General features: G+C 66.5%; 17 protein-coding genes. 2 read left to right on the top strand and 15 right to left on the bottom strand.

From position 1 onward, the window contains the following. Nucleotides 1-18: 18 nt before the first annotated feature. The 11 genes from ahcY to ACZ1II_RS18660 form a co-directional block, all read right to left on the bottom strand. A complete protein-coding gene (gene ahcY / locus ACZ1II_RS18610; RefSeq protein WP_465145085.1) occupies nt 19-1467 on the bottom strand; it encodes an adenosylhomocysteinase in 1449 nt (482 codons plus the stop codon). Nucleotides 1468-1588: 121 nt separating this feature from the next. After that, a complete protein-coding gene (katG, locus tag ACZ1II_RS18615; protein ID WP_465145086.1) occupies nt 1589-3805 on the bottom strand; it encodes a catalase/peroxidase HPI in 2217 nt (738 codons plus the stop codon). Nucleotides 3806-4309: 504 nt separating this feature from the next. Continuing rightward, nucleotides 4310-5818 (bottom strand): L-lactate permease, encoded by a 1509-nt coding sequence (locus ACZ1II_RS18620; RefSeq protein ID WP_465145087.1) that lies wholly within the window; start codon nt 5816-5818, stop codon nt 4310-4312. 8 nt (nt 5819-5826) lie between these two features. Further along, complete coding sequence (locus ACZ1II_RS18625; RefSeq protein ID WP_465145088.1) at nt 5827-6837, bottom strand: 2-hydroxyacid dehydrogenase; 1011 nt, start codon at nt 6835-6837, stop codon at nt 5827-5829. Nucleotides 6838-6898: 61 nt separating this feature from the next. Beyond that, nucleotides 6899-7906, bottom strand: a complete 1008-nt coding sequence (locus ACZ1II_RS18630; protein ID WP_465145089.1) for a L,D-transpeptidase — start codon at nt 7904-7906, stop codon at nt 6899-6901. Nucleotides 7907-7940: 34 nt separating this feature from the next. Beyond that, nucleotides 7941-8204 carry a GlsB/YeaQ/YmgE family stress response membrane protein gene (locus tag ACZ1II_RS18635; RefSeq protein WP_465145090.1) on the bottom strand — a complete coding sequence of 88 codons (264 nt, stop codon included), beginning with the start codon at nt 8202-8204 and terminating at the stop codon, nt 7941-7943. Nucleotides 8205-8523: 319 nt separating this feature from the next. After that, a complete protein-coding gene (gene fabI / locus ACZ1II_RS18640) occupies nt 8524-9273 on the bottom strand; it encodes an enoyl-ACP reductase FabI (RefSeq protein WP_465145091.1) in 750 nt (249 codons plus the stop codon). Nucleotides 9274-9283: 10 nt separating this feature from the next. After that, complete coding sequence (locus ACZ1II_RS18645; protein ID WP_465145092.1) at nt 9284-10492, bottom strand: ABC transporter permease; 1209 nt, start codon at nt 10490-10492, stop codon at nt 9284-9286. Continuing rightward, nucleotides 10492-11214, bottom strand: coding sequence for an ABC transporter ATP-binding protein (locus ACZ1II_RS18650; protein ID WP_465145093.1), 723 nt, complete (start codon nt 11212-11214; stop codon nt 10492-10494). The genes ACZ1II_RS18645 and ACZ1II_RS18650 overlap by 1 nt, the downstream gene beginning before the upstream one ends. Nucleotides 11215-11224: 10 nt before the next feature. Next, a complete protein-coding gene (locus ACZ1II_RS18655) occupies nt 11225-12547 on the bottom strand; it encodes an efflux RND transporter periplasmic adaptor subunit (protein WP_465145094.1) in 1323 nt (440 codons plus the stop codon). Between the two features lies 1 nt (nt 12548). Further along, entirely contained in the window at nt 12549-14030 is a 1482-nt protein-coding gene (locus tag ACZ1II_RS18660) for an efflux transporter outer membrane subunit (RefSeq protein ID WP_465145095.1), read from the bottom strand. A 156-nt stretch (nt 14031-14186) separates the two neighbouring features. Here ACZ1II_RS18660 and ACZ1II_RS18665 point away from each other — a divergent pair, with 156 nt between their 5' ends. Then, nucleotides 14187-15083, top strand: a complete 897-nt coding sequence (locus ACZ1II_RS18665; RefSeq protein ID WP_465145096.1) for a LysR family transcriptional regulator — start codon at nt 14187-14189, stop codon at nt 15081-15083. 326 nt (nt 15084-15409) lie between these two features. Here ACZ1II_RS18665 and ACZ1II_RS18670 read toward each other — a convergent pair whose 3' ends face one another. Beyond that, nucleotides 15410-15748, bottom strand: coding sequence for a hypothetical protein (locus ACZ1II_RS18670; protein ID WP_465145097.1), 339 nt, complete (start codon nt 15746-15748; stop codon nt 15410-15412). A gap of 173 nt (nt 15749-15921) precedes the next feature. Continuing rightward, a complete protein-coding gene (locus tag ACZ1II_RS18675; RefSeq protein WP_465145098.1) occupies nt 15922-16911 on the bottom strand; it encodes an aldo/keto reductase in 990 nt (329 codons plus the stop codon). Nucleotides 16912-17179: 268 nt separating this feature from the next. Between ACZ1II_RS18675 and ACZ1II_RS18680 the strand changes: the two genes are divergently transcribed. Then, nucleotides 17180-18034, top strand: coding sequence for an aldose 1-epimerase (locus ACZ1II_RS18680; RefSeq protein ID WP_465145099.1), 855 nt, complete (start codon nt 17180-17182; stop codon nt 18032-18034). A gap of 2 nt (nt 18035-18036) precedes the next feature. Here the strand turns inward: ACZ1II_RS18680 and ACZ1II_RS18685 are convergent, their stop codons facing one another. Continuing rightward, nucleotides 18037-18753 carry a UTRA domain-containing protein gene (locus ACZ1II_RS18685; RefSeq protein WP_465145100.1) on the bottom strand — a complete coding sequence of 239 codons (717 nt, stop codon included), beginning with the start codon at nt 18751-18753 and terminating at the stop codon, nt 18037-18039. Next, nucleotides 18750-20120: a formimidoylglutamate deiminase gene (locus ACZ1II_RS18690; RefSeq protein ID WP_465145101.1), complete on the bottom strand. Its 1371-nt coding sequence runs from the start codon at nt 20118-20120 to the stop codon at nt 18750-18752. Before ACZ1II_RS18690 ends, ACZ1II_RS18685 begins: the two co-directional genes overlap by 4 nt. Between the last annotated feature and the right edge of the window lie 29 nt (nt 20121-20149).

The following is a 20149-nucleotide window of genomic DNA, read 5'->3' on the forward strand; positions in this document are numbered from 1 at the left end:
CAATCAGTGCCTTACCGATCAGTAGCGGTAGTGGTCCGGCTTGAACGGACCGGCTTCCGGCACGCCGATGTAGTCGGCCTGCTTCTTCGACAGCTTGGTGAGCTTCACGCCCAGCTTTTCGAGGTGCAGCGCGGCGACCTTTTCGTCGAGGTGCTTGGGCAGCACGTAGACGCGATTCTCGTAGTCATCGTTCTTGGTGAAGAGTTCGATCTGCGCGAGCGTCTGGTTGGTGAAGCTCGACGACATCACGAAGCTCGGGTGGCCGGTGGCGCAGCCGAGGTTCACCAGGCGGCCCTTGGCGAGGACGATGATCTGCTTGCCGTCCGGGAAGGTCACGAGGTCGGTCCCGGCCTTCACTTCCTTCCACTCGTAGTTGTCGAGCGCCGAGATCTGGATCTCGCTGTCGAAGTGGCCAATGTTGCAGACGATCGCCTTGTCGCGCATGGCTTCCATGTGCTCGCCGGTGATGACGGCTTCGTTGCCGGTGGCGGTGACGAAGATGTCGCAGCGCTTCACGGCGTCTTCCATGGTGACGACTTCATAGCCTTCCATGGCGGCCTGAAGGGCGCAGATCGGGTCGATCTCGGTGACCATCACGCGGGCGCCGCCGTTGCGCAGCGAAGCGGCCGAACCCTTGCCGACGTCGCCGAAACCGGCAACGCAGGCGACCTTGCCGGCCAGCATCACGTCGGTGGCGCGGCGGATCGCGTCGACCAGCGATTCCTTGCAGCCGTAGAGGTTGTCGAACTTCGACTTGGTGACCGAATCGTTCACGTTGATCGCGGGGAACGGCAGCTTGCCGTCCTTGGCGAGGTGGTAGAGACGGTGGACGCCGGTGGTGGTCTCTTCCGAAACGCCCTTGATCGCATTGACCGAGCGCGAGAGGTAGCCCGGCTTGGCCTTGAGGAAGGCGTTGAGCGCGCGGACGAACTCGATTTCCTCGGCATTGGTGGGTTCGAACAGCGGCTCACCGGCTTCGACGCGCGCGCCCCAGAGCGCGAACATGGTGGCGTCGCCGCCGTCGTCGAGGATCAGGTTGGCGGTGAGGTCGGGGTTTTCCTCGGTCGACCAGTCGAAGATCTTGCCGACGTAGTCCCAGTAGTCGGCCAGCGATTCACCCTTGATCGCGTAGACCGGGATACCGGCAGCGGCGATGGCGGCGGCGGCGTGGTCCTGGGTCGAGAAGATGTTGCAGGTGGCCCAGCGCACTTCGGCGCCGAGTGCGACCAGCGTCTCGATCAGCACGGCGGTCTGGATCGTCATGTGCAGCGAGCCGGTGATGCGCGCGCCCTTGAGCGGCTGCGACGCGCCGAATTCCTCGCGCAGCGCCATCAGGCCCGGCATTTCGGTTTCGGCGATGGCGATCTCGGTACGGCCGAAATCGGCGAGCGAGATATCGGTAATGGCGTAGTCGTGGGCGATCTGGGCAGTGGCCACGGGAAGCTCCTGGTACGTTGGACGTTGCATGGGGACACCGCGCCTAGGCCCGGCGTCCCCCAATGCATCGTCCCTACCCCGTCAGCATTCGCGACGCAAATATAAAGATATCTTTATATGCTTCGCGAAAGTTGCGGCGGAGCACGCAAATTCACCTCAAATCGAAGCGATCCGCGTTCATCACCTTGCACCAGGCGGTCACGAAGTCCTTGAGGAATCGCGGCCCGGCGTCCGACTCCGCATAGACCTCGCTGAGCGCGCGGAGTTGCGAGTTGGAGCCGAACACGAGGTCCGTCCGCGTCGCCGTCCATCTCGGCTGGTTCGACGCACGGTCGGTGCCGGTGAACGTCTCGTCCGCCTCGTCGTGCACCTGCTTCCACGCCGTGCCCATGTCGAGCAGGTTGACGAAGAAGTCGTTGGTGAGCTGCCCCGGCCGGTCGGTGAACACGCCTTCGGTCCTGCCGCCGTGATTGGCGCCGAGCACGCGCAGCCCGCCGACCAGCGCCGTCATTTCCGCCGCGCCGAGGCCGAGCAATTGCGCGCGGTCGATCAGCAGTTCCTCGGTCGGCACCGTGAACGCGACCTGGAGGTAATTGCGGAAACCGTCCACGCGCGGTTCGAGCACTGCGAAGCCGTCCACATCGGTCTGCTCCTGCGAGGCATCGGTGCGACCGGGCACGAACGCGACGTCGAGCGGGGTTCCCGCATCGGCCGCCGCCTTCTCGATCCCCACGCTGCCGCCGAGCACGATGAGGTCCGCGATCGAGACCTTGCGGCCCGAAGCGCCGCCGTCGAACCCGGCCTTGATCCTCTCATAAACGCCGAGGACTTTCGCCAGCTTCTCAGGCTCGTTCACCTCCCAGTCCTTCTGCGGGGCGAAACGGATGCGCCCGCCGTTGGCGCCGCCGCGATGGTCCGAACCGCGATAAGTCGAGGCCGAAGCCCAGGCGGTGGAAACCAGTTCCGCGACCGTGAGGCCCGAGGCGAGAATGTCCCGCTTGAGCGCGGCCACGTCCTCGCCGGTAATGACGGGGCCGTCCGCCGCCGGGATCGGGTCCTGCCAGAGCAGGTCCTCCGCCGGAACTTCCGGCCCGAGGTAACGCGCCTTCGGCCCCATGTCGCGGTGGCAGAGCTTGAACCAGGCCCGCGCGAAAGCATCGCCGAAATAGGCGGGATCGGCGCGGAACTTCTCCAGAATCCGGCGATATTCGGGATCGACCTTGAAGGCCATGTCGGCGGTGGTCATCATCGTCGGCAGGCGGCGTTCGGGGCTATGCGCGCCGGGGGCGAGGTCTTCCGGCTTCTGGTTCACCGGCTGCCACTGCTGCGCCCCTGCCGGGCTGCGGACCAGCTCGTATTCGTAGTCGAGCAGCATGTGCAGGTAGCTCATGTCCCACCTGGTCGGCGTCGGCGTCCAGGCGCCTTCGAGGCCCGAGGTGATCGTGTGATCGCCGAAGCCGCTTTCATGGCCGCTCTGCCAGCCGAGGCCCTGCTGGGCGATGTCCGCGCCTTCCGGTTCGGCGCCGATCTTGGCTGCATCGCCCGCACCGTGGCACTTGCCGAAGGTATGGCCGCCCGCCGTGAGCGCGGCGGTCTCCTCGTCGTTCATGCCCATGCGCAGGAACGTCTCGCGGATGTCGCGGGCCGAGCCAATGGGGTCGGGCTCGCCGCCGGGGCCTTCGGGATTGACGTAGATGAGGCCCATCTGGATCGCCGCCAGCGGGTTTTCGAGCGCCATCTCCCGCTCCGGCTGGATGCGGGTTTCGGCGCCCTGCCCCACCCATTGCTCCTCGGTGCCCCAGTAGACGTCCTTCTCCGGCTCGAAAATGTCCTCGCGCCCGCCGCCGAAGCCGAATGTCGGCCCGCCCATGGACTCGATGGCGACATTGCCGGTCAGGATCAGCAGGTCGGCCCAGGAGAGCCTGGCGCCGTACTTCTGCTTGATCGGCCAGAGCAGGCGGCGCGCCTTGTCGAGATTGGCATTGTCCGGCCAGGAATTGAGCGGAGCGAACCGCTGGTTGCCCGAGGACGCCCCGCCGCGCCCGTCGCCGGTGCGGTAGGTGCCGGCGCTATGCCAGGCCATGCGGATGAAGAACGGGCCGTAATGGCCGTAGTCGGCCGGCCACCAGGGCTGGCTGTCAGTCATCAGCGCGGTGAGATCGGCCTTCACCGCCGCATAGTCTAGCGACTGGAAGGCCTGCGCATAGTCGAAACCCTCGCCGAGCGGGCTGGCGCCGCTCTGGGGCAGGATGTCGAGGGAAAGCTGGTTCGGCCACCAGTCGCGATTGGTTCGGCCCAGGAGCGATCGTATCGGCGTGCCGTGCATCGGGCAGCCGCCCATGTTCCCGCTAGAGGTCTTGGCGTCCATGTCGTTCTCCTTCCGGTCGGTACCGCCCACCCTGTTTCCGGGTGGTTCTGAAATGTCCGGTCATCGTCTCCAACGGCGCGCAGCTTGCCAGATATGGCGCCGGGATCAAAGCGCGAGCGCGCGCTGCCGTCACGCGAAATTCCGATCATCGACCGGGGGGAAACTGATGAAAGAAGCTGCCGGGATGCGCCGTTTTTCCGCCTCCTGTCGCGCTCGGTGGTAGTTGACAGGAGGCGGAAGTTGGCCCGACAGGCGAGGCCTGCCGTTGCACCTCCGGGACGGAGCCGAAGCCCCGCCTGATGGCTGGAGCGATACACTCCGTTCGCCCCCGCTATCTCCCGGAATTATTACACGTGCAAGACAAATATTCGCGCACCATCACATCTATAGATTCGATCGTTTCTTGAATTAACCAAGATATGAACAGAAACGAACATTGCAGCATGATGCCAAGCCTTTGCAACAGGCCTGAAATTTCCCGACGAATTCGGGGATATACTCGGCCTATCTCATCCGGCCGAGGCTCCACCAGACCAGCAGCACCAGCACCCCACCTGCCAGCGCATAGGCGAGGCAGACCGGCGCGGTGCGGGCCAGCGCCTTGCCCTCGCGCCCGACCAGTCCGACCGTGGCCGAACCGGCGACGATATTGTGCGGCGCCATGATATTGCCGATGCCCGAGCCGAGGCTTTGCCCGGCGAGCGCCAGCCAGTGCGGCAGAGTCACCGCATCGGCGGCAGCGACCTGGAAATTCGCGAAGATGATGTTCGAGGCCGTGCCCGAGCCGGTCACGAACGAGCCCAGCGCCCCGACCAGCGGCACCGCCAGCGGCCAGGCCTGCCCGAACAGGCCGGTCGCCCCCACCGCCAGCGCATCGATCAGGCCGCCGTGCACCATGAAGCGCGCCAGGGTCAGCACCGAGACGAGCGCGATGGCCACTTGCGGCAACCGCCTTGCCGCCGCCACCATCGAAGCCGCGACCAGCCTCGGCCGCGAACGGTTGGCCACGGCGGTCAGCAGGAAGGCCAGCAACAGCATCGTGCCGGGATGGTAGAGCGGCAACATCTGGTCGCCGAAAGCATGGCGATAGCTCCAGGCGATGGGATGCTCGCGCAGCAGGGCGCGCAGCGGCTCGATCAGGCGGCTGGCGAGGATCAGCAGCACGAGCACCATGTAGGGCAGCCCGGCCCGCACCAGTTCCCGCGTCGCAGGCGCGTCCTCGGCCCCGGCAGGCGGCGCGCCACGCCGCAGCCAGACTATGAACAGCGCCCCGCCCAGCAGCGCCCCACCGAGCGTCGGCAGTTCCGGCCCGGCCAGTCCCGCGATCAGCGCCGCGCAAGGGAAGAAGCACGCCGCCGCCATGATCGCCACCTGCCACGCTGCCGTGCCGTCGCGCCGCATCCTGGCGCTGCCCAGCTTCACGACGATCAGCGCGAGGGTCCAGCCGAGGCAGGCATGGAGCAAGAGGATCGCCAGCGAGAGCCGCCGCTCGTCCACCGGCGCCGCCTCCAGCAGCGGCACCATCGGCGCACCGACCGCGCCGAACGAGACGCCCACGACATGGCCCATGAGCGCCACCAGCAGCGCCCGCTCCGGCGCAACGCCGAGCGCAACGAGCATCGGCCCGACGATCGCCACCGGCGTCCCGAAACCCGAGGCGCCCTCCAGGAACATCGCGAAGAAATAGCCGACCAGCAGCGCCGTTGCCGCCGGGTCGGAAGAGATCGACGAAAGCCACTCGCCGATCACCCGCGTGCCGCCGGTGCGCACCTGGTATTCGTGGATCGAGAGCGCCGGGAACACGATCCACAGGATCGTCGCCGCCGTGAACCCCGCCTCCAGCACCGGCCCGGCCAGATCGGCAGGCGCGTCGCCGAACTGGAACGCCGCCACCGCGACGATCGCGGCGACCACCGCTGCCACCGTCCCTGCCGCCGCTGCCGACCAGCGCAGCCCCGTCATCAGCAGGACCAGCGCCAGGATCGGCACGAGTGCGAGAAGCGGAGCGGGCATCCTGCGCCCTAGGCCTTGCGCTCCGTGGGCACGGGATGGAGCGGCGCGCCGGCGCGCTCGAAAGCGCTGATGTTGTCGATGGTCGTCCCGGCAATGGCGGTCATCGCCTCGCGGGTGAAGAAGCCCTGATGGCCGGTGATGAGCACGTTCGGAAACGTCATCAGGCGCACGAAGACATCGTCGCGGATTACCTGATCGGACAGGTTCTCGAAGAACAGGTCTTCCTCTTCCTCGTAGACGTCCAGCCCGACATAGCCGACTTTGCCGCTCTTCAGCCCGGCGATCACCGCGCGGGCATCCATCACCGCGCCGCGACTGGTATTGATGAGCATGACGCCGGGCTTCATCTTCGCGATGGCCTCGCGGCCGATCAGGTGATGGGTCTCGGGCGTGAGCGGGCAATGCAGGCTGATCACGTCGCAGCGGGCGAGCAGTTCGTCGACGGCCACATAGCGCCCGCCTAGCGCGGTGAGTTCCCCGCTCTCGAACGGATCGCTCGCCAGGACCTCGCAGCCGAAGCCCTTGAGGATGCGCGCGACGTTGATGCCAATCTTGCCGGTGCCGATCACGCCTGCGACCTTGCCCTTGAGATCGAAGCCGAGCAGGCCCTCCAATGCGAAGTTGCCTTCCCGCACGCGGGCATAGGCCTTGTGGATCTTGCGGTTGAGCGAGAGGATCAGCGCGACGGCATGCTCGGCGATGGCGTCGGGCGAATAGGCCGGAACGCGGCCGATCTGAAAGCCCAGCTCGCGCGCGGCGGCGAGGTCCACATTGTTGAACCCGGCACTGCGCAGCACAATCAGGCGGGTGCCGTTCGCGGCGAGGATTTCCAGTTCCGCGCGCCCGAGCTGGTCATTCACGAAAGCGCAAACGCCCTCGTGACCCGCTGCGAGATGGGCCGTGTGAGCATTGAGCCGAGGCTCCAGATAGAACAGCGCATGCCCGGCGGCGGACTGCTCGTTGGCGTGATCGAGGAATTCACGGTCGTAAGGACGCGTGCTGAAGACCGCAACTTTCAAGGAAGTTCTCCAGTAATCAGGACATTTTCCGAAGTATCATCGCAGGAGGCGGTACCCGGTTTCACGGGAGCGGCTTCACCGCATCGATCACCGTCAGGTGCTCCAGCGGCCCCTCCCCCACGCGCGAGTTGGTGACGAGGATGGTCGTGCCGGGCGTCAGCACCGCCTTGACCTTCTCGTAGAACGGGCGCGGCAGGCGCAGGCGGTTGATCACCGCCTCGTCCACTTCGCGCCCCTCGTCCTCGGCGTGACCGGGCAGGCCGATATAGATCCAGCGCGGCCTGCCCTCGCGCAAGGCCATGGTGATGACATGGGAGCCGGGATCGTCGTCGTTCACTTCGGCCACGCTGCGGCCGATCTCCACCCCGCCGCGCAGCACCACGACGCGCTGGTCGAGCTTGGAGACGATGATCGAGAGCGGCCCGCTCGGCGCGAGCTGCGGGCGCCAGCGATATTGCTCACCGCCCGCCAGCGGGGTGCGGTCCACCGGCTTGCCCTGCCCGTCGAACGGCGCCAGCAGGCTGTTGTCGCTGGTGCGGACATGGCCTTCCGCGTCGCCCGCCACTACTACCGTCACGCCCAGCTTGGTGATCGCGAACAGCTCCTTCGCGAAACCGTAAGGCAGGTGGACGCAGCCGTGGCTTTCGGGATAGCCGGGCAGTCCGCCCGCGTGGAGCGCCACGCCGTCCCAGGTCAGGCGCTGCTGATAGGGCATCGGCGCGTTGTTGTAGGTGCTCGACCGGTGCTTGGCGTCCTTCTGGAGGATCGTGAACACGCCGGTCGGGGTGGCGTGGCCGGACTTGCCGCTCGACACCGTGGTCGCGGCGATACGCACGCCGTTGCGATAGACGATGCCGATCTGGCGCGAGAGATCGACGTAGATCACCACCGGCCCGCTCGGCGAGACGCCCGGCGCCCAGACCCATTCGCCGGGCTTCAGATGCTCGATCCGCCGCGCGAATTCCGGCGGCGAGCTGGCCTTCGCCCCTTGCGCCGAGGCCGGCGGCGACCAGAGCGCAAGAAGCCCGAGTGACGACGCCAGCAGCGCCGCCCGGTTCAATCCCCGCATTGCATTTCCTGTATTGTAGCCCCTGTATATCAGTTCAGCGCACACGCCCGCGCTGGATGAGATTGACGATGCCCAGCAGCACGACCGCGCCGATGAAGGCCACGATCAGGCCGACGATCGAGAATTCCTTGACCGATCCGGCAATGCCGAACTGGTTCGCGATCAGATTGCCGATCACCGAACCGACGCAGCCGACGACGATATTCCACAGGATGCCCATCGAGGCATCGCGGTTCATCACCAGACTGGCCAGCCAACCGGCAATGCCGCCCACGATCAATGCAATAATCCAGCCCATGACGTTCTCCCGATGAAAGTCCCGCGAAGAGGACGGAGATTTGGTCTTTACCTGAACAATTCTGCGGGGAGGCTGCGCCTGTCTTCCAAGAACGTCAACCGATACATCCGAATTTCTACGATTTCATACGAAACGCGTCGCGATCCGCAAAGTCATAGGCACAACCAACCCCGTTACGCCCGCGAACCATCCCGTCGCCCCCGCGAAGGCGGGGGCCCCGCTTCTTTTGCGAGGTCGCGTCTTGCGCAAGGAACAAGCGGGATCCCCGCCTTCGCGGGGATGACGGGGTGGTGATGGAGTGTGAGAAGCGCCGGACGGCTCATCCCCCGACGCTGTTGTAGCCGCTATCGACGTAGATCGTCTGCCCGGTGACGAAGCGCGATTTTGGTCCCAGCAGGAAGGCGCCCATGTGGCCGATCTGCTCGATGGTCACGAGCTGGTGGAGCGGCGCCTTGTCCGCCGCCAGCCGCATCAGTTCGTCGAGATGCGAGAGGCCCGAGGCGGCGCGGGTGCGGACCGGCCCGGTCGAGAGCGCATTGACGCGGATCGCGCTCGGCCCGAGTTCGTCGGCAAGATAGCGCACGCTGGCCTCCAGCGCCGCCTTGACCGGCCCCATCAGCCCGTAGCCCGGCACGACTTTCTCCGAACCGTAGAAACTCATCGTCAGGATCGAACCGCCGCCCGCCATCAACGGCTCGGCAAAGCGCGCGAGGCGGATCAGCGAGTGGCACGACACGTCCATCGCCTTGGTGAAGCCCTCCACCGAACTGTCCACCACCCGGCCCTGCAGGTCCTGCTTGGGCGCGAAGGCGACCGAATGGAGCAGGAAGTCGAGACTGCCCCAGCGCGCGGCGATCTCCGCGAAAAGCGCTTCCATCTGCGCGGGCGCGGTCACGTCCAGCGGCTGGAAGATCGCCGCGCCGAGCGCCTCTGCCAGCGGCTCGACATGGGGCCGCGCCTTCTCGCTCTGATAAGTGATCGCCAGTTCCGCGCCTTCCGCGCGCAAGGCCTCGGCGCAGCCGAAGGCGAGCGACTGGTCGTTCGCCATGCCTACGATCAGACCGCGCATGGAATTCTCCTCATTCGTGCCGAAGGGCGTCGATCGGATTGAGGCTCGCCGCGCGGCGCGCCGGGAAGTAGCCGAAAATCACCCCGATCGCCGCCGAGACCGCAAAGGCGCCGAGGTTGACCACCGGGTCGAATATCCACGGCAGGTCCATCAGCGGCGTCGCCACCCCGACCACCAGTTGCGCCAGCAAGAGGCCGATCAGCCCGCCGAGGCAGGACAGCACCACCGCCTCGACCAGAAACTGCATCAGCACTTCGTTGGCGACGGCGCCGATGGCGAGGCGGATGCCGATCTCCCGCGTGCGCTCCGTCACCGAGACCAGCATGATGTTCATGATGCCGATCCCGCCGACGACGAGGCTGATCGCGGCCACGGCGGCGACGATCCGGGTCAGCATCGTCGTGGTCTGGGTCAGGGTATCGGAAATCTGCTTGGTGTCGAAGATGTTGAAATCGTCGTCCTTGCCCTCGGTGATGTGCCTCCGCTCGCGCAGCAACCGGGTGAGGCTCTGCTGGACCTGCTCGCTCGAATAGTCGCCGTTCACCCCGACCAGGATCGTGCGGATCGAGGTCGAACCAAGGAAGCGCCGCTGCACCGTCTTGAGCGGCATGATGACGATATCGTCCTGATCGCCGCCGAAGCCCGCCTGCCCCTTGGTGGTGAGCAGGCCGATCACGTCGCAGCTGACATCGCCGATGCGGAAGCGCTTGCCGATCGGATCGACGCCGCGGAACAGGTTGCTGCTGACGGTCGAGCCGACGATGCAGACCGACTTGCCCGCCGCTTCCTCCTCCGGATTGAACAGGCGGCCCGACTGGAGCGGCCAGGGCTGGATCTTGAAATAGGCAGACGTGGTGCCGTTGATCGTCGTCGACCAGTTGGCGCCTTCGTAGATCGCCCGCCCGCTGTAGGAGACTTGCGGCGCGACCGCAGTGACGCCGCCCACCTGCTGGCTGATCGCAACGATATCGGCGGGATCGAAATCCTTGGGCGCCGGTCCGCCGCCGCCGCGACCGAAGCCCTGTCCGGGGCGGACCTGAAGGATATTGGTGCCGAGCGCGGCGATCTGCTGCGTCACCGCCGCCGTCGTCGCCTTGCCCAGCGTCACCATCGAGACCACCGCGCCGACGCCGATGACGATGCCCAGCATCGTCAGGAGCGAGCGCAGGACATGGCGGCGGATCGAGCGCAGCGCGAGGAGGAAGATCGTGCCCAGCATCAGCCGGTCACTCCGGCATGGGTGCCGTTGCCCTGATCGATCCGGTCGATCAGCCCGTCCTTGAAATGGACGATCCGCCGCGCATATTCGGCCATGTCCGGCTCGTGCGTGACCATCAGCACGGTGATCCCGGAATCGCGGTTGAGCGCGGCGAGGAACTCCATGATCTCCACCGAGCGCTGGCTGTCGAGGTTGCCGGTCGGCTCGTCGGCCAGCAGAACCTCGGGCTGGGTGACGATGGCGCGGGCGATCGCCACGCGCTGCTGCTGGCCGCCGGAAAGCTCGCCCGGCGTGTGCCCGGCCCAGTCGGCAAGGCCCACCTTGTCGAGCGCCGCCATCGCTTCCTTGCGGCGGTCCTGCTTGGCATCGCCCCGGTAGAGCAGCGGCAGTTCGACATTCTCCAGCGCGGACGTGCGCGCCAGCAGGTTGAAGCCCTGGAACACGAAGCCGAGGTACTTGCGCCGCAGCAGCGCGCGCTGGTCGCGGTCGAGGTTCTCGACGTGATGGCCATGGAACAGGAACTGCCCGGAAGTCGAGACATCGAGGCAGCCGAGGATGTTCATCATCGTCGACTTGCCCGAACCCGATGGCCCCATCACCGCCACGAAATCGCCCGCCACGATATCGAGATCGACGCCTTTCAGCGCCCGGAAAGCGGTCTCGCCGCTGCCGAAGACCTTGGTGATGCCGCGCAGCGAGATGATCGGATCGGGGGCGCTCATGCCGGTCGCCTCAGCTTCCCGAAGCGGCGAGCTGGCCGGTCACGACCTGCATTCCGGGCTTGAGGTCGCCCGAGACCACTTCGGTCTGCTGGCCGTTGGTGCTGCCGGTGACGATCTCGATCGGCTGCGGCGTGCCGTCGGCGCCGAGTACGTAGATGGTCTGGCGGGTGCCGCGATCCAGAGTGGCGCTCTTGGCGGCGCGCTGGCCGCGGCGGGGCGGGCGGAAGCTGATTGCCTCGGTCACGCCGCCGCTCTTCTTCTTCGCGCTCGTCTGCGGGGTGAAGGACAGCGCGGCATTGGGGATCAGCAGCAGGTTCTGCTTGTCCGAGGTGACGATATCGGCGGTGGCGGTCATGCCGGGCCGCAGTTTCAGGTCGGCATTCGCCACCGAGAGATCGGCCGCATAGGACACCACCTGCCCGCTGGTGCTGGTCGTGCTGGTCGAGGAACTGGACGAGCTGGCCGAAGAGGCGGTGAGGTTCGACGCGATCTCGACGCGGGTAATCTTCGCCGGGAAGGTCTGGCCGGGGAAGGCGTCCACGGTGAACTTCGCGCTCTGGCCTTCCTTCACGGTGCCGACATCGGCCTCGTCGATCGCCACTTCCAGCTTCATCTTGCTGAGGTCCTCGGCGATCACGAAGAGCGTCGGCGTGTTGAACGAGGAGGCCACGGTCTGGCCGGGATCGACCTGACGCGCCAGCACCACGCCCGAAACCGGCGAGATGATCCGCGCCCGCGCCCGCTGCGTCTGGTTCTGCGCCAGCGAGGCTTCGGCGGCGAGCACATTGGCCTGCGAGGTCTTGAGCGCGGCGGCGGCGCGCTGCATGTCGGCGCGGCCTGCCTGAAGCTCGGTCTTCGACGGCACTTTGCCGCCCGACAGCCGCGCGACTTCCTCCAGCCGCGCCAGTTGCGCCTGCGATTCCGCTAGCGTCGCCCGCGCCTGCTCCACTTGCGCGCGGTTGGCGGCAAGCTGCGCCTGTCCCTGCCGGATCTGGTCCTCGATCTGCTCGGGATCGATCTCGGCGAGGACCTGTCCGGCCTTCACTTCGTCATTCACGTCGACGAGGACTTTCACCACCAGACCGGAAAGCTGCGAGCCGACCGTCACCTGGGTGGTCGGCGCCAGCTTGCCGGTGGCCGAAACGCTGGTGACGAGTTGGCCGCGCTCCGCCTTGGTCGTCGCATAACCCTGCTTTTCCGCACCGCCGAAGCAGCGCACCAGCAGCAGCGAGAGCAGCACCAGCAACGCAAGGCCGGTCCAGAACACCCATTTGCGCTGCCAGATCGGCCGCTTGTCCGCGCCCAGGAATTCGTCGAGTTTCGCGTCGGCCATCTCAGTTACTTCCCTGGGGCTCGGTTGCCAGCACGGTATAGTCGGAAGACGGGTCCCAGCCGCCGCCGAGCGCGTCGTAGAGCGCGATCAGCGCGGTGGCGCGGTCGGAGTGCGCCTGTACCAATCCGTTGCGCGCCGAGATCAGCGCGGATTCCTGCGTGTTGAGCGTGGTGAAGTCGGTCAGCCCCGAGCGGTACTGCGCCCGCGCCAGCAGCGCCGAATTGTTCGAGGCGTCGAGCGCGATGGCGAATTGCCGCTCCCGCTCCTCGGCCGATTGCAGGGCGACGACGGCGTTCTCCACGTCTTCCAGCGCCGTCAGCACCGAGGACTTGTAGGCCGCGAAGGCGCCGTCCGCCGCCGCGCGGCTGGAGCGGACTTGCGCATTGAGCAGCCCGGCGTTGAAGATCGCCTGACTGATCCCGCCGAACAGGCCGCCGGTGATCGTGTCGAGCAGCCCGCCGAAATTGCCGGCATTGGTGTCGAGACTGCCGCTGATGTTGAGCTGGGGCAGAAGCTGCGCCTTGGCCACGCCGATCTGCGCGGTGGTGGCGGCAAGCTGGCGCTCCGCCGCGCGCACGTCCGGCCGCTGGCGCAGGACATTGGCAGGAATGCCCGAGCCGACCTGCTCCGGACCCTTGGGGATCGGCGCTGCTGCCGCCATCACCGGCTTGACTGCGCCCGGCGCCTGCCCGGTCAGCACCGCGATGCGCGAGACGGCGGCATTGTACTGCTGCTCGACCTGGGGAATGCCCGCGGCGGTCTGCGCCCGGCTCGCCCGCGCCTGTTCCTCGTCCACCGAGGAGACGAGGCCCGCCATCACCCGCCATCCGGCGATCTGGAGGTTGTCGTCCTGAATGGCGAGGCTGGCCCGCGCATTGGCCAGCTGCGCCTGATAGGCGCGCGCCAGCATGTAGTTGCGCGCGACTTCGCTCTCCACGGTGAGCAGGGTCGTCGCATAGTCTAAGCCCGAAGCCTCGAACTGCGCGCGGCTCGCTTCCACCGCGCGGCGATTGCCGCCGAACAGGTCGAGCTGGTAGCTGGCGTCGAGACCGAGCGAGAAGCTGGTGCGCCCGCCCCCGCCGGTGGTGATGACGGTGCCGTCGGGCTGGGTCAGGGTGGCCCCGCCGCCGCGCAGCGGTTCGGTGCGATTGACGCTGCCCGAGCCGCTGACCGAAGGAAACAGCGCCGCCCGGCTGATGATGAGCGATTCCCGCGCCTGCCGCAGCCGCGCGAGGGCCTGTTCGAGATCGAGATTGGCGGCGGCGGCCTGTTCGACGAGGCCGGTCAGCACCGGATCGTCGAAATTGCGCCACCAGCGGGTCAGGTCCTCGGCCTGCGGCGGCGCCGTGACGGACCACTGATCCGGCACGCCCAGTTCGGGCGCGCTCCGGGCCTTGTAATCGGGGCCTACCGCGCAGCCTGCCAGCAGGCCCGCCGTGAGCGGAACGAAGAGAAGACGATCGAATCCGGCTCGCAAGATCATCGGGCTCCAGGTGATCCCTCGACGAGTTGCGAAGTTGATCTGTTTCGCGAGGAAAGGTCAATAAGAAGCTGCGATGATTACAAAGTCTTGTCGCATCCTGATGTTCCCGACGCTTTTTCGGCGAAACCGCATGACAGTCATGATATGCGCGCATCAATGCACCGCGAACATCTCGCCGACCTGACCGCCTTCATCGCCGTTGCCGACGAAGGCAGCTTCACCCGCGCCGCCGCCAAACTGGGTTCCTCGCAATCGGCGCTGAGTCATACGATCCGCCGCCTGGAATCGCGGCTCGGCGTGCGCCTGCTCTCGCGCACCACCCGCGCGGTCTCGCCCACCGAGGCGGGCGAGCGTCTGCTCGCCACCTTGCGCCCGGCGATGGACGAGATCGCCATGGGCCTCGCCACTGTCAGCGAGCTGCGCGACAAGCCGGCGGGCACCGTCCGTCTCACCGCTTCGGAACATGCGGCGAATTCGGTGATCTGGCCGGTCCTGCGCAAGTTCCTGCCGCTCTATCCGGACATCAATGTCGAGCTGAACATCGATTCCGGCTTCGTGGACATCGTCGCCGAGCGCTTCGACGCGGGCGTGCGTCTCGGCGAATCCATCGCGCGGGACATGATCGCGGTGCGCATCGGCCCGCACGCCCGGCTCGTGCCGGTCGCTTCGCCGGACTATATCGAGCGCCACGGCATTCCCCAGACCCCGCACGACCTTGCCGCGCACCAGTGCATCAACTTGCGCTTCCGCACGCGGGGCAGCATCTTCGCCTGGGAATTCGAGAAGGACGGCCGCGAACTCAACGTCCGCGTCGACGGCCAGCTGACTTTCGACAGCATGGCAATGATCCTGCAAGCCGCGCTGGACGGCGCCGGAATCGCCATGATGATGGACACTTACGCCAAGCCGCATATCGACGCCGGACGGCTGGTGCCCCTGCTCGACGACTGGTGCCAGCCGTTCTCGGGCTACCACCTCTACTACCCCAGCCGCCGCCAGCCCTCCGCCGCCTTTCGACTGCTGGTGGACGCCTTGCGCTATCGGGGGGAGTAGAGGGGTGGTGGTTTCGATGCGGGTTTCATGTGGGACCCGACTTTGCGGATTCGCTCCGAAACCGACCTCCCAACCCGCTCAGGCTGAGCCTGTCGAAGCCCCCGGCGTCAGAACCCTGCATGAGGGGGATCAGGCGGATGGTCCAACGTCGCGGGCGGGCTTCGACAGGCTCAGCCTGAGCGGGGTTGGGTGAAAGACCGGCAAGCCTGAATGTAGTCCGATTACCCGGAACGCAGGCCGTTGAAGGCGCGCTCATGTCTTCCCGCCACCTGAATGACAGCTTTCAGGGTTTTAATCGCGAGAAGCTGTCATTCCGGATTCGCCGATTATCGGACGATGGGCGCGATCTCAAACAGGAGTGAAAGCTGTCGCTCGCCATTCCAGTCTTCTGGACATTTACTTGACCTACCTTGCCATTTCATCACCTTGCCCCACTCGGCGCGATATGCCTTTAAGGACGCCAGAATAGTCTCTTGGGCTTTGCCTGATGCGTAGGGGTTATCATCGAAGCCGGGTTCCCACATGCAGCAAGGACATATTGTGACACCCGCCAATCCGCCACTCTCATCGTATGCGGCTTTGTTGGAAAATTCGGGAAAACCGCATGAAGGGCAAAGCAAACGACCCTTTGCATCGCGGATATTGTATCGCTGAGCATCTATCATTCTGCACGCTTACTAAGTAGTGAGGCGGCTTTCCATTATCTTCGCTCCAAAAGCTGACCATCTCCTAACCCCGACCATCCCGCCATTCCACTCGGTCCATCCGCTCCCCGTTATCGGACATAAACCAGCCCGATGCATGACAAAACGGCCGGGTCGCCCCGGCCGTTTCCCGTTCAGCGCCCGATCGTCGCCATGAGTTCGGGTGGGTAGCGGTCGCCCTCCACCTGGATGGCGTCGGCGGCGGTCTGGAGATCGGCCAGTTCCTGCGCCGAAAGCGCCACATCGGCGGCAGCGATGTTCTCTTCCAGCCGGTGCAGCTTGGTGGTGCCGGGGATCGGCACGATCCAGGGCTTCTGCGCCAGCAGCCAGGCCAGCGCGATCTGCGCGGGCGTGGCGCCCTTGATCCCGGCGACCGACTTCAGCAGATCGACCAGCGCCTGGTTCTTGTCCATCGCCTCGGGCGTGAAGCGCGGCAGGCGGCTGCGGAAATCGCCTTCGCCGAGGCTGGTTTCGCGGCTCATGGCGCCGGTGAGGAATCCCTTGCCGAGCGGCGAATAGGGCACGAGGCCGATGCCGAGTTCCTCGCAAGCCTCAAGAATTCCGTTGGTCTCCACCCCGCGCGTCCAGAGCGAATATTCGTTCTGAAGCACCGCCACCGGCTGCACCGCATGGGCGCGGCGGACGGTCGCGGCGCCGGGTTCGGACATGCCGAAGTGGCGCACTTTGCCCTCGGCGATCAGGTCTTTGACGGTGCCCGCCACGTCCTCGATCGGCACGGCGGGATCGACGCGGTGCTGGTAGAACAGGTCGATCACCTCGACGCCCAGCCGCTTGAGCGAGGCGTCGGCGACCGCGCGGATCTGCTCGGGACGGCTGTTCAGGCCCTTCATCTCGCCATCGACGATATCGAAGCCGAACTTGGTGGCGATCACCACTTCGTCACGCCGCGGCCGCAATGCCTCGCCGACCATTTCCTCATTGGTATAAGGACCGTAGACTTCGGCAGTGTCGAAGAAAGTCACGCCGCGATCGACGGCGGCGCGGATCAGGGCGACGCCCTCGTCCTTGCTCACTTTGGTCGCATAGCCGAAATCGAGGCCCATGCAGCCGAAGCCGAGGGCCGATACTTCGAGGCCGCTGCGGCCGAGAATGCGGGTCTTCATGGGAAATTCTCCTTGGGCAGCCGCCACGCAGGGGGACTTGGGCAGGGGATTGGGGGGAGCGACGGCGCCTGCCGGCAAGATAGGCCGATGCCTCGCCCACGATTAGCCCGGTAAACGAGCACGCCGTGATGAACGGAACGCATCAATCGCACGCATTGCCCCGTCCCCGCTGACCGGGCTTGCCAGCAAGCCTTTGTTAGCGCTACCTCGATCTTGCCAGCGCGGCCATCAAGGCCTGCGGCAGTCCCATGGGAGTGGACCGGAAGCGATGATCGACCTCGAAGCATACGGCTATCGGCTGGAACTGGCCCCCGAACGCGGCGGCGCCGTGCTGCGGCTGGACTGGCGCGGCGAGGCGCTGATGCGGCCGGTCTGCGGGGAGACGATCTTCGATGTCGCCAGCTTCCCGCTGGTGCCCTTCTCCAACCGCATCGCCCGCGGGCGCTTCAATACCGGCGCGCGCAAGGGCACGATCGCACCGAACTTTCCCGGCTCCGACCATCCGCACCCGCTCCACGGCTTCGGCTGGCTTTCGGCATGGGATGTGGTTGAGCAGAGCGAGGAGCGCGCCATTCTCGAACACGCCTACCCCGGCGGCGAATGGCCCTGGCCCTATCGCGCGCGCCAGACTTTCAAACTGGGCGCGCAAGGTGTGAAGACGACGCTCTCCGTCACCAATCTCGGAGAGGCGACGATGCCCGCTGGCCTCGGCTTCCACCCCTATTTCCCGCGCGATGCGACGACCCTCTATCGCGGGCTGCACCACGGCGAGTGGTACAACACCCCCGACTGCCTGCCGAGTTCGCTCGACGAGCACGAGGAAGCGATCGACTGGTGGCAGGGCGCCCCGGTCGGCAGCCGCGCGGTCGACACCGCCTATACCGGGCGCGAGGGCCTGCTCGAAATCGACTGGCCCGCACGCGGCCTCGGCCTGACGATCGCGCCTTCGCAGGAACTGGCGACCACGGTGGTCTTCACGCCCGAGGGGCAGGACTATTTCTGCGTCGAGCCGGTCAGCCACGCCACCGATGCAATCAACCGCGCGCCGGAAACGATGCTCTGGCTGGAGCCGGGCGAGACCGCCGAAGTGAGCATGACGATCACGGGGCGCCTGCTGAGCTGAGGTCAGCCTTCGCGGCGCGCGCCCGGTCCGAAATGCGCAGTCAGTTCGTAGGCTCCGGCGACGAAAAGCTGGCGGACATACGTGATCGGCTCCGGCCCGCGCCAGGTCTTGCGCGCCACGCAGAGGCATGGCTCGCCCGGCTCCACCGCCAGCGCGCGCGCCTCGGCGGCGCTGGCCCCGGTCGCGGTGATATGGGCGTCGGCCTCGGTCCAGGGGACATGTTCCAGCAGCCATGTACCGGGCGAGGAGCCGGTGAAGTCCGCCGCCGATATCTCCGGCACCGCAGCGACGTTCACGAAGCGGTGTTCCCACGCAAAGGGTGTGCCGTCGGCGAAATGCACGCCTTCCAGTTCGAGCAGCGGCACCGCGCGGTCCACTTTCCACTCCAGCCGTGCCTGCCCGCCGGTCAGCTCACGCCGCAGGCCGAGATCGAAACGATAGGTCTGCCCGCGCTCGGCCACTTGTGCGCCGATATCGGGAATATCCATGGCCATCGCGTGGACGCGCGGCCGGGCGACGAAAGTGCCCGCCTTCTTGCGCCGGTCCACCAGACCTGCGGTGGCGAGCGCGGTCAGCGCCTTGTTCACCGTCATGCGCGCGCAGTCGTAATCCGCCATCAGCGCCTGCTCGGTCGGCAGGCGCGCGCCAGGAGCCAGCGCGCCGGAAAGGATGCGCGTCTCGAAATCCTGACGGATGCGTTCGTGGAGCGGTAAGTTCACCCGATCAGCCTGCCCAACTTGTCCCTGTAGCGCCGGACGACCGCATCCCGCGCAAGGTGACGGCCTCCGCTTACCACTTGCGCGCCGAAGCGCCAGACGCAATCCACCGCGCTCCGTCCGGCGGCGAAGACCAGCCCGTCGAGCAGGCGCTCGCTGCCGCGCATCGCCAGAGAGGGATGATCGAGGTCAAGCGAGACGGCATCGAACGGCAAGCCGATGGAAAGCCCGCACTTTACGCCGAGCGCCTGCGCGCCGCCCTGCACTGCCTGACGCCAGAGCGTCTCGCCGGTGGAGCGCATCTCACGGCTCGCGACAATATTGCGTCCGCGATGCTGGAGCCGCTGGCCATACTCGAACAGCCGCAGTTCCTCGGCGGCATCGATCAGCACGTTCGAGTCGCTGCCCACGCCCCAGCGCCCGCCCGCGTCCAGATAGGCCCGCGCCGGAAACAGCCCGTCGCCGAGATTGGCCTCGGTGATCGGGCAAAGCCCCGAGACCGCGCCGCTGCGGGCGAGCCGCCGGGTCTCGTCCTCGGTCATGTGCGTCGCGTGGACGAGGCACCAGCGCGCGTCCACTTCGGCATGATCGAGCAGCCATTCCACCGGCCGCTGCCCGCTCCAGGCGAGACAGTCCGCCACCTCGCGGACCTGCTCGGCAATGTGGATATGGATCGGCCCGGCGCCCGCCATCGCCTCCAGCGCCGCCAGTTGCTGGGGCGAGACGGCGCGCAGGCTATGCGGCGCGAGACCGACCACCGCATCGTCCAGCCCACTCACCGCCTGCCGCGCCCCATCGAGCAGCCGCGCGAAGCCGTCGAGATCATGGAGGAAGCGCCGCTGGCCCGTACTCGGCGGCTGCGCGCCGAAGCCCGAATGGGCGTAGAACACCGGCAGCAGCGTCAGCCCCAGCCCGACCTCTCCCGCCGCGCGGGCGATCGCCGCGCTCATCTCGGCGGGATCGCCATAAGCCCGGCCTTCGGGATCGTGGTGGAGATAATGAAATTCGCCGACGCGGATGAAACCGCTCTCCAGCATCTCCAGATAGGCCATGGCGGCCACCGCATGGAGGTCGTCCGGCGTCATCCGGTCGAGGAAACGGTACATGACCTCGCGCCAAGTCCAGAAGCTGTCGTCGGTATCGCCGCGCTGCTCGGCCAGCCCCGCCATGCCGCGCTGGAAGGCATGGCTATGGAGATTGCCGAGGCCGGGGATCACGCAAGCATGGCGCTCGTCGCCCGCCTGCGCCGCCGCGCCGCTCTCGATGGCGGAAATCCGTCCTTCCCGGACTATGAACCGCACGTCGGCAGCCCAGCCGTGGTCCAGCAGCGCGCTCTGCGCGAAGATCGAACTGGCGGGGTTTTCGGCCATGGCGGGAAGCTCCTTCATTATTTTGTCTA

Source organism: Novosphingobium sp. BL-S-20 (assembly GCF_055521635.1).

What these genes read in the sequence shown, in the direction of transcription:
- ahcY (WP_465145085.1), bottom strand. Translation starts at nt 1,467, where the DNA reads ATGCAACGTCCAACGTACCAGGAGCTTCCCGTGGCCACTGCCCAGATC.
- ACZ1II_RS18630 (WP_465145089.1), bottom strand. Translation starts at nt 7,906, where the DNA reads ATGCGGGGATTGAACCGGGCGGCGCTGCTGGCGTCGTCACTCGGGCTT.
- ACZ1II_RS18655 (WP_465145094.1), bottom strand. Translation starts at nt 12,547, where the DNA reads ATGGCCGACGCGAAACTCGACGAATTCCTGGGCGCGGACAAGCGGCCG.
- ACZ1II_RS18690 (WP_465145101.1), bottom strand. Translation starts at nt 20,120, where the DNA reads ATGGCCGAAAACCCCGCCAGTTCGATCTTCGCGCAGAGCGCGCTGCTG.
- ACZ1II_RS18650 (WP_465145093.1), bottom strand. Translation starts at nt 11,214, where the DNA reads ATGAGCGCCCCCGATCCGATCATCTCGCTGCGCGGCATCACCAAGGTC.
- ACZ1II_RS18660 (WP_465145095.1), bottom strand. Translation starts at nt 14,030, where the DNA reads ATGATCTTGCGAGCCGGATTCGATCGTCTTCTCTTCGTTCCGCTCACG.
- ACZ1II_RS18670 (WP_465145097.1), bottom strand. Translation starts at nt 15,748, where the DNA reads ATGATAGATGCTCAGCGATACAATATCCGCGATGCAAAGGGTCGTTTG.
- katG (WP_465145086.1), bottom strand. Translation starts at nt 3,805, where the DNA reads ATGGACGCCAAGACCTCTAGCGGGAACATGGGCGGCTGCCCGATGCAC.
- ACZ1II_RS18635 (WP_465145090.1), bottom strand. Translation starts at nt 8,204, where the DNA reads ATGGGCTGGATTATTGCATTGATCGTGGGCGGCATTGCCGGTTGGCTG.
- ACZ1II_RS18665 (WP_465145096.1), top strand. Translation starts at nt 14,187, where the DNA reads ATGCACCGCGAACATCTCGCCGACCTGACCGCCTTCATCGCCGTTGCC.
- ACZ1II_RS18645 (WP_465145092.1), bottom strand. Translation starts at nt 10,492, where the DNA reads ATGCTGGGCACGATCTTCCTCCTCGCGCTGCGCTCGATCCGCCGCCAT.
- ACZ1II_RS18620 (WP_465145087.1), bottom strand. Translation starts at nt 5,818, where the DNA reads ATGCCCGCTCCGCTTCTCGCACTCGTGCCGATCCTGGCGCTGGTCCTG.
- fabI (WP_465145091.1), bottom strand. Translation starts at nt 9,273, where the DNA reads ATGCGCGGTCTGATCGTAGGCATGGCGAACGACCAGTCGCTCGCCTTC.
- ACZ1II_RS18675 (WP_465145098.1), bottom strand. Translation starts at nt 16,911, where the DNA reads ATGAAGACCCGCATTCTCGGCCGCAGCGGCCTCGAAGTATCGGCCCTC.
- ACZ1II_RS18680 (WP_465145099.1), top strand. Translation starts at nt 17,180, where the DNA reads ATGATCGACCTCGAAGCATACGGCTATCGGCTGGAACTGGCCCCCGAA.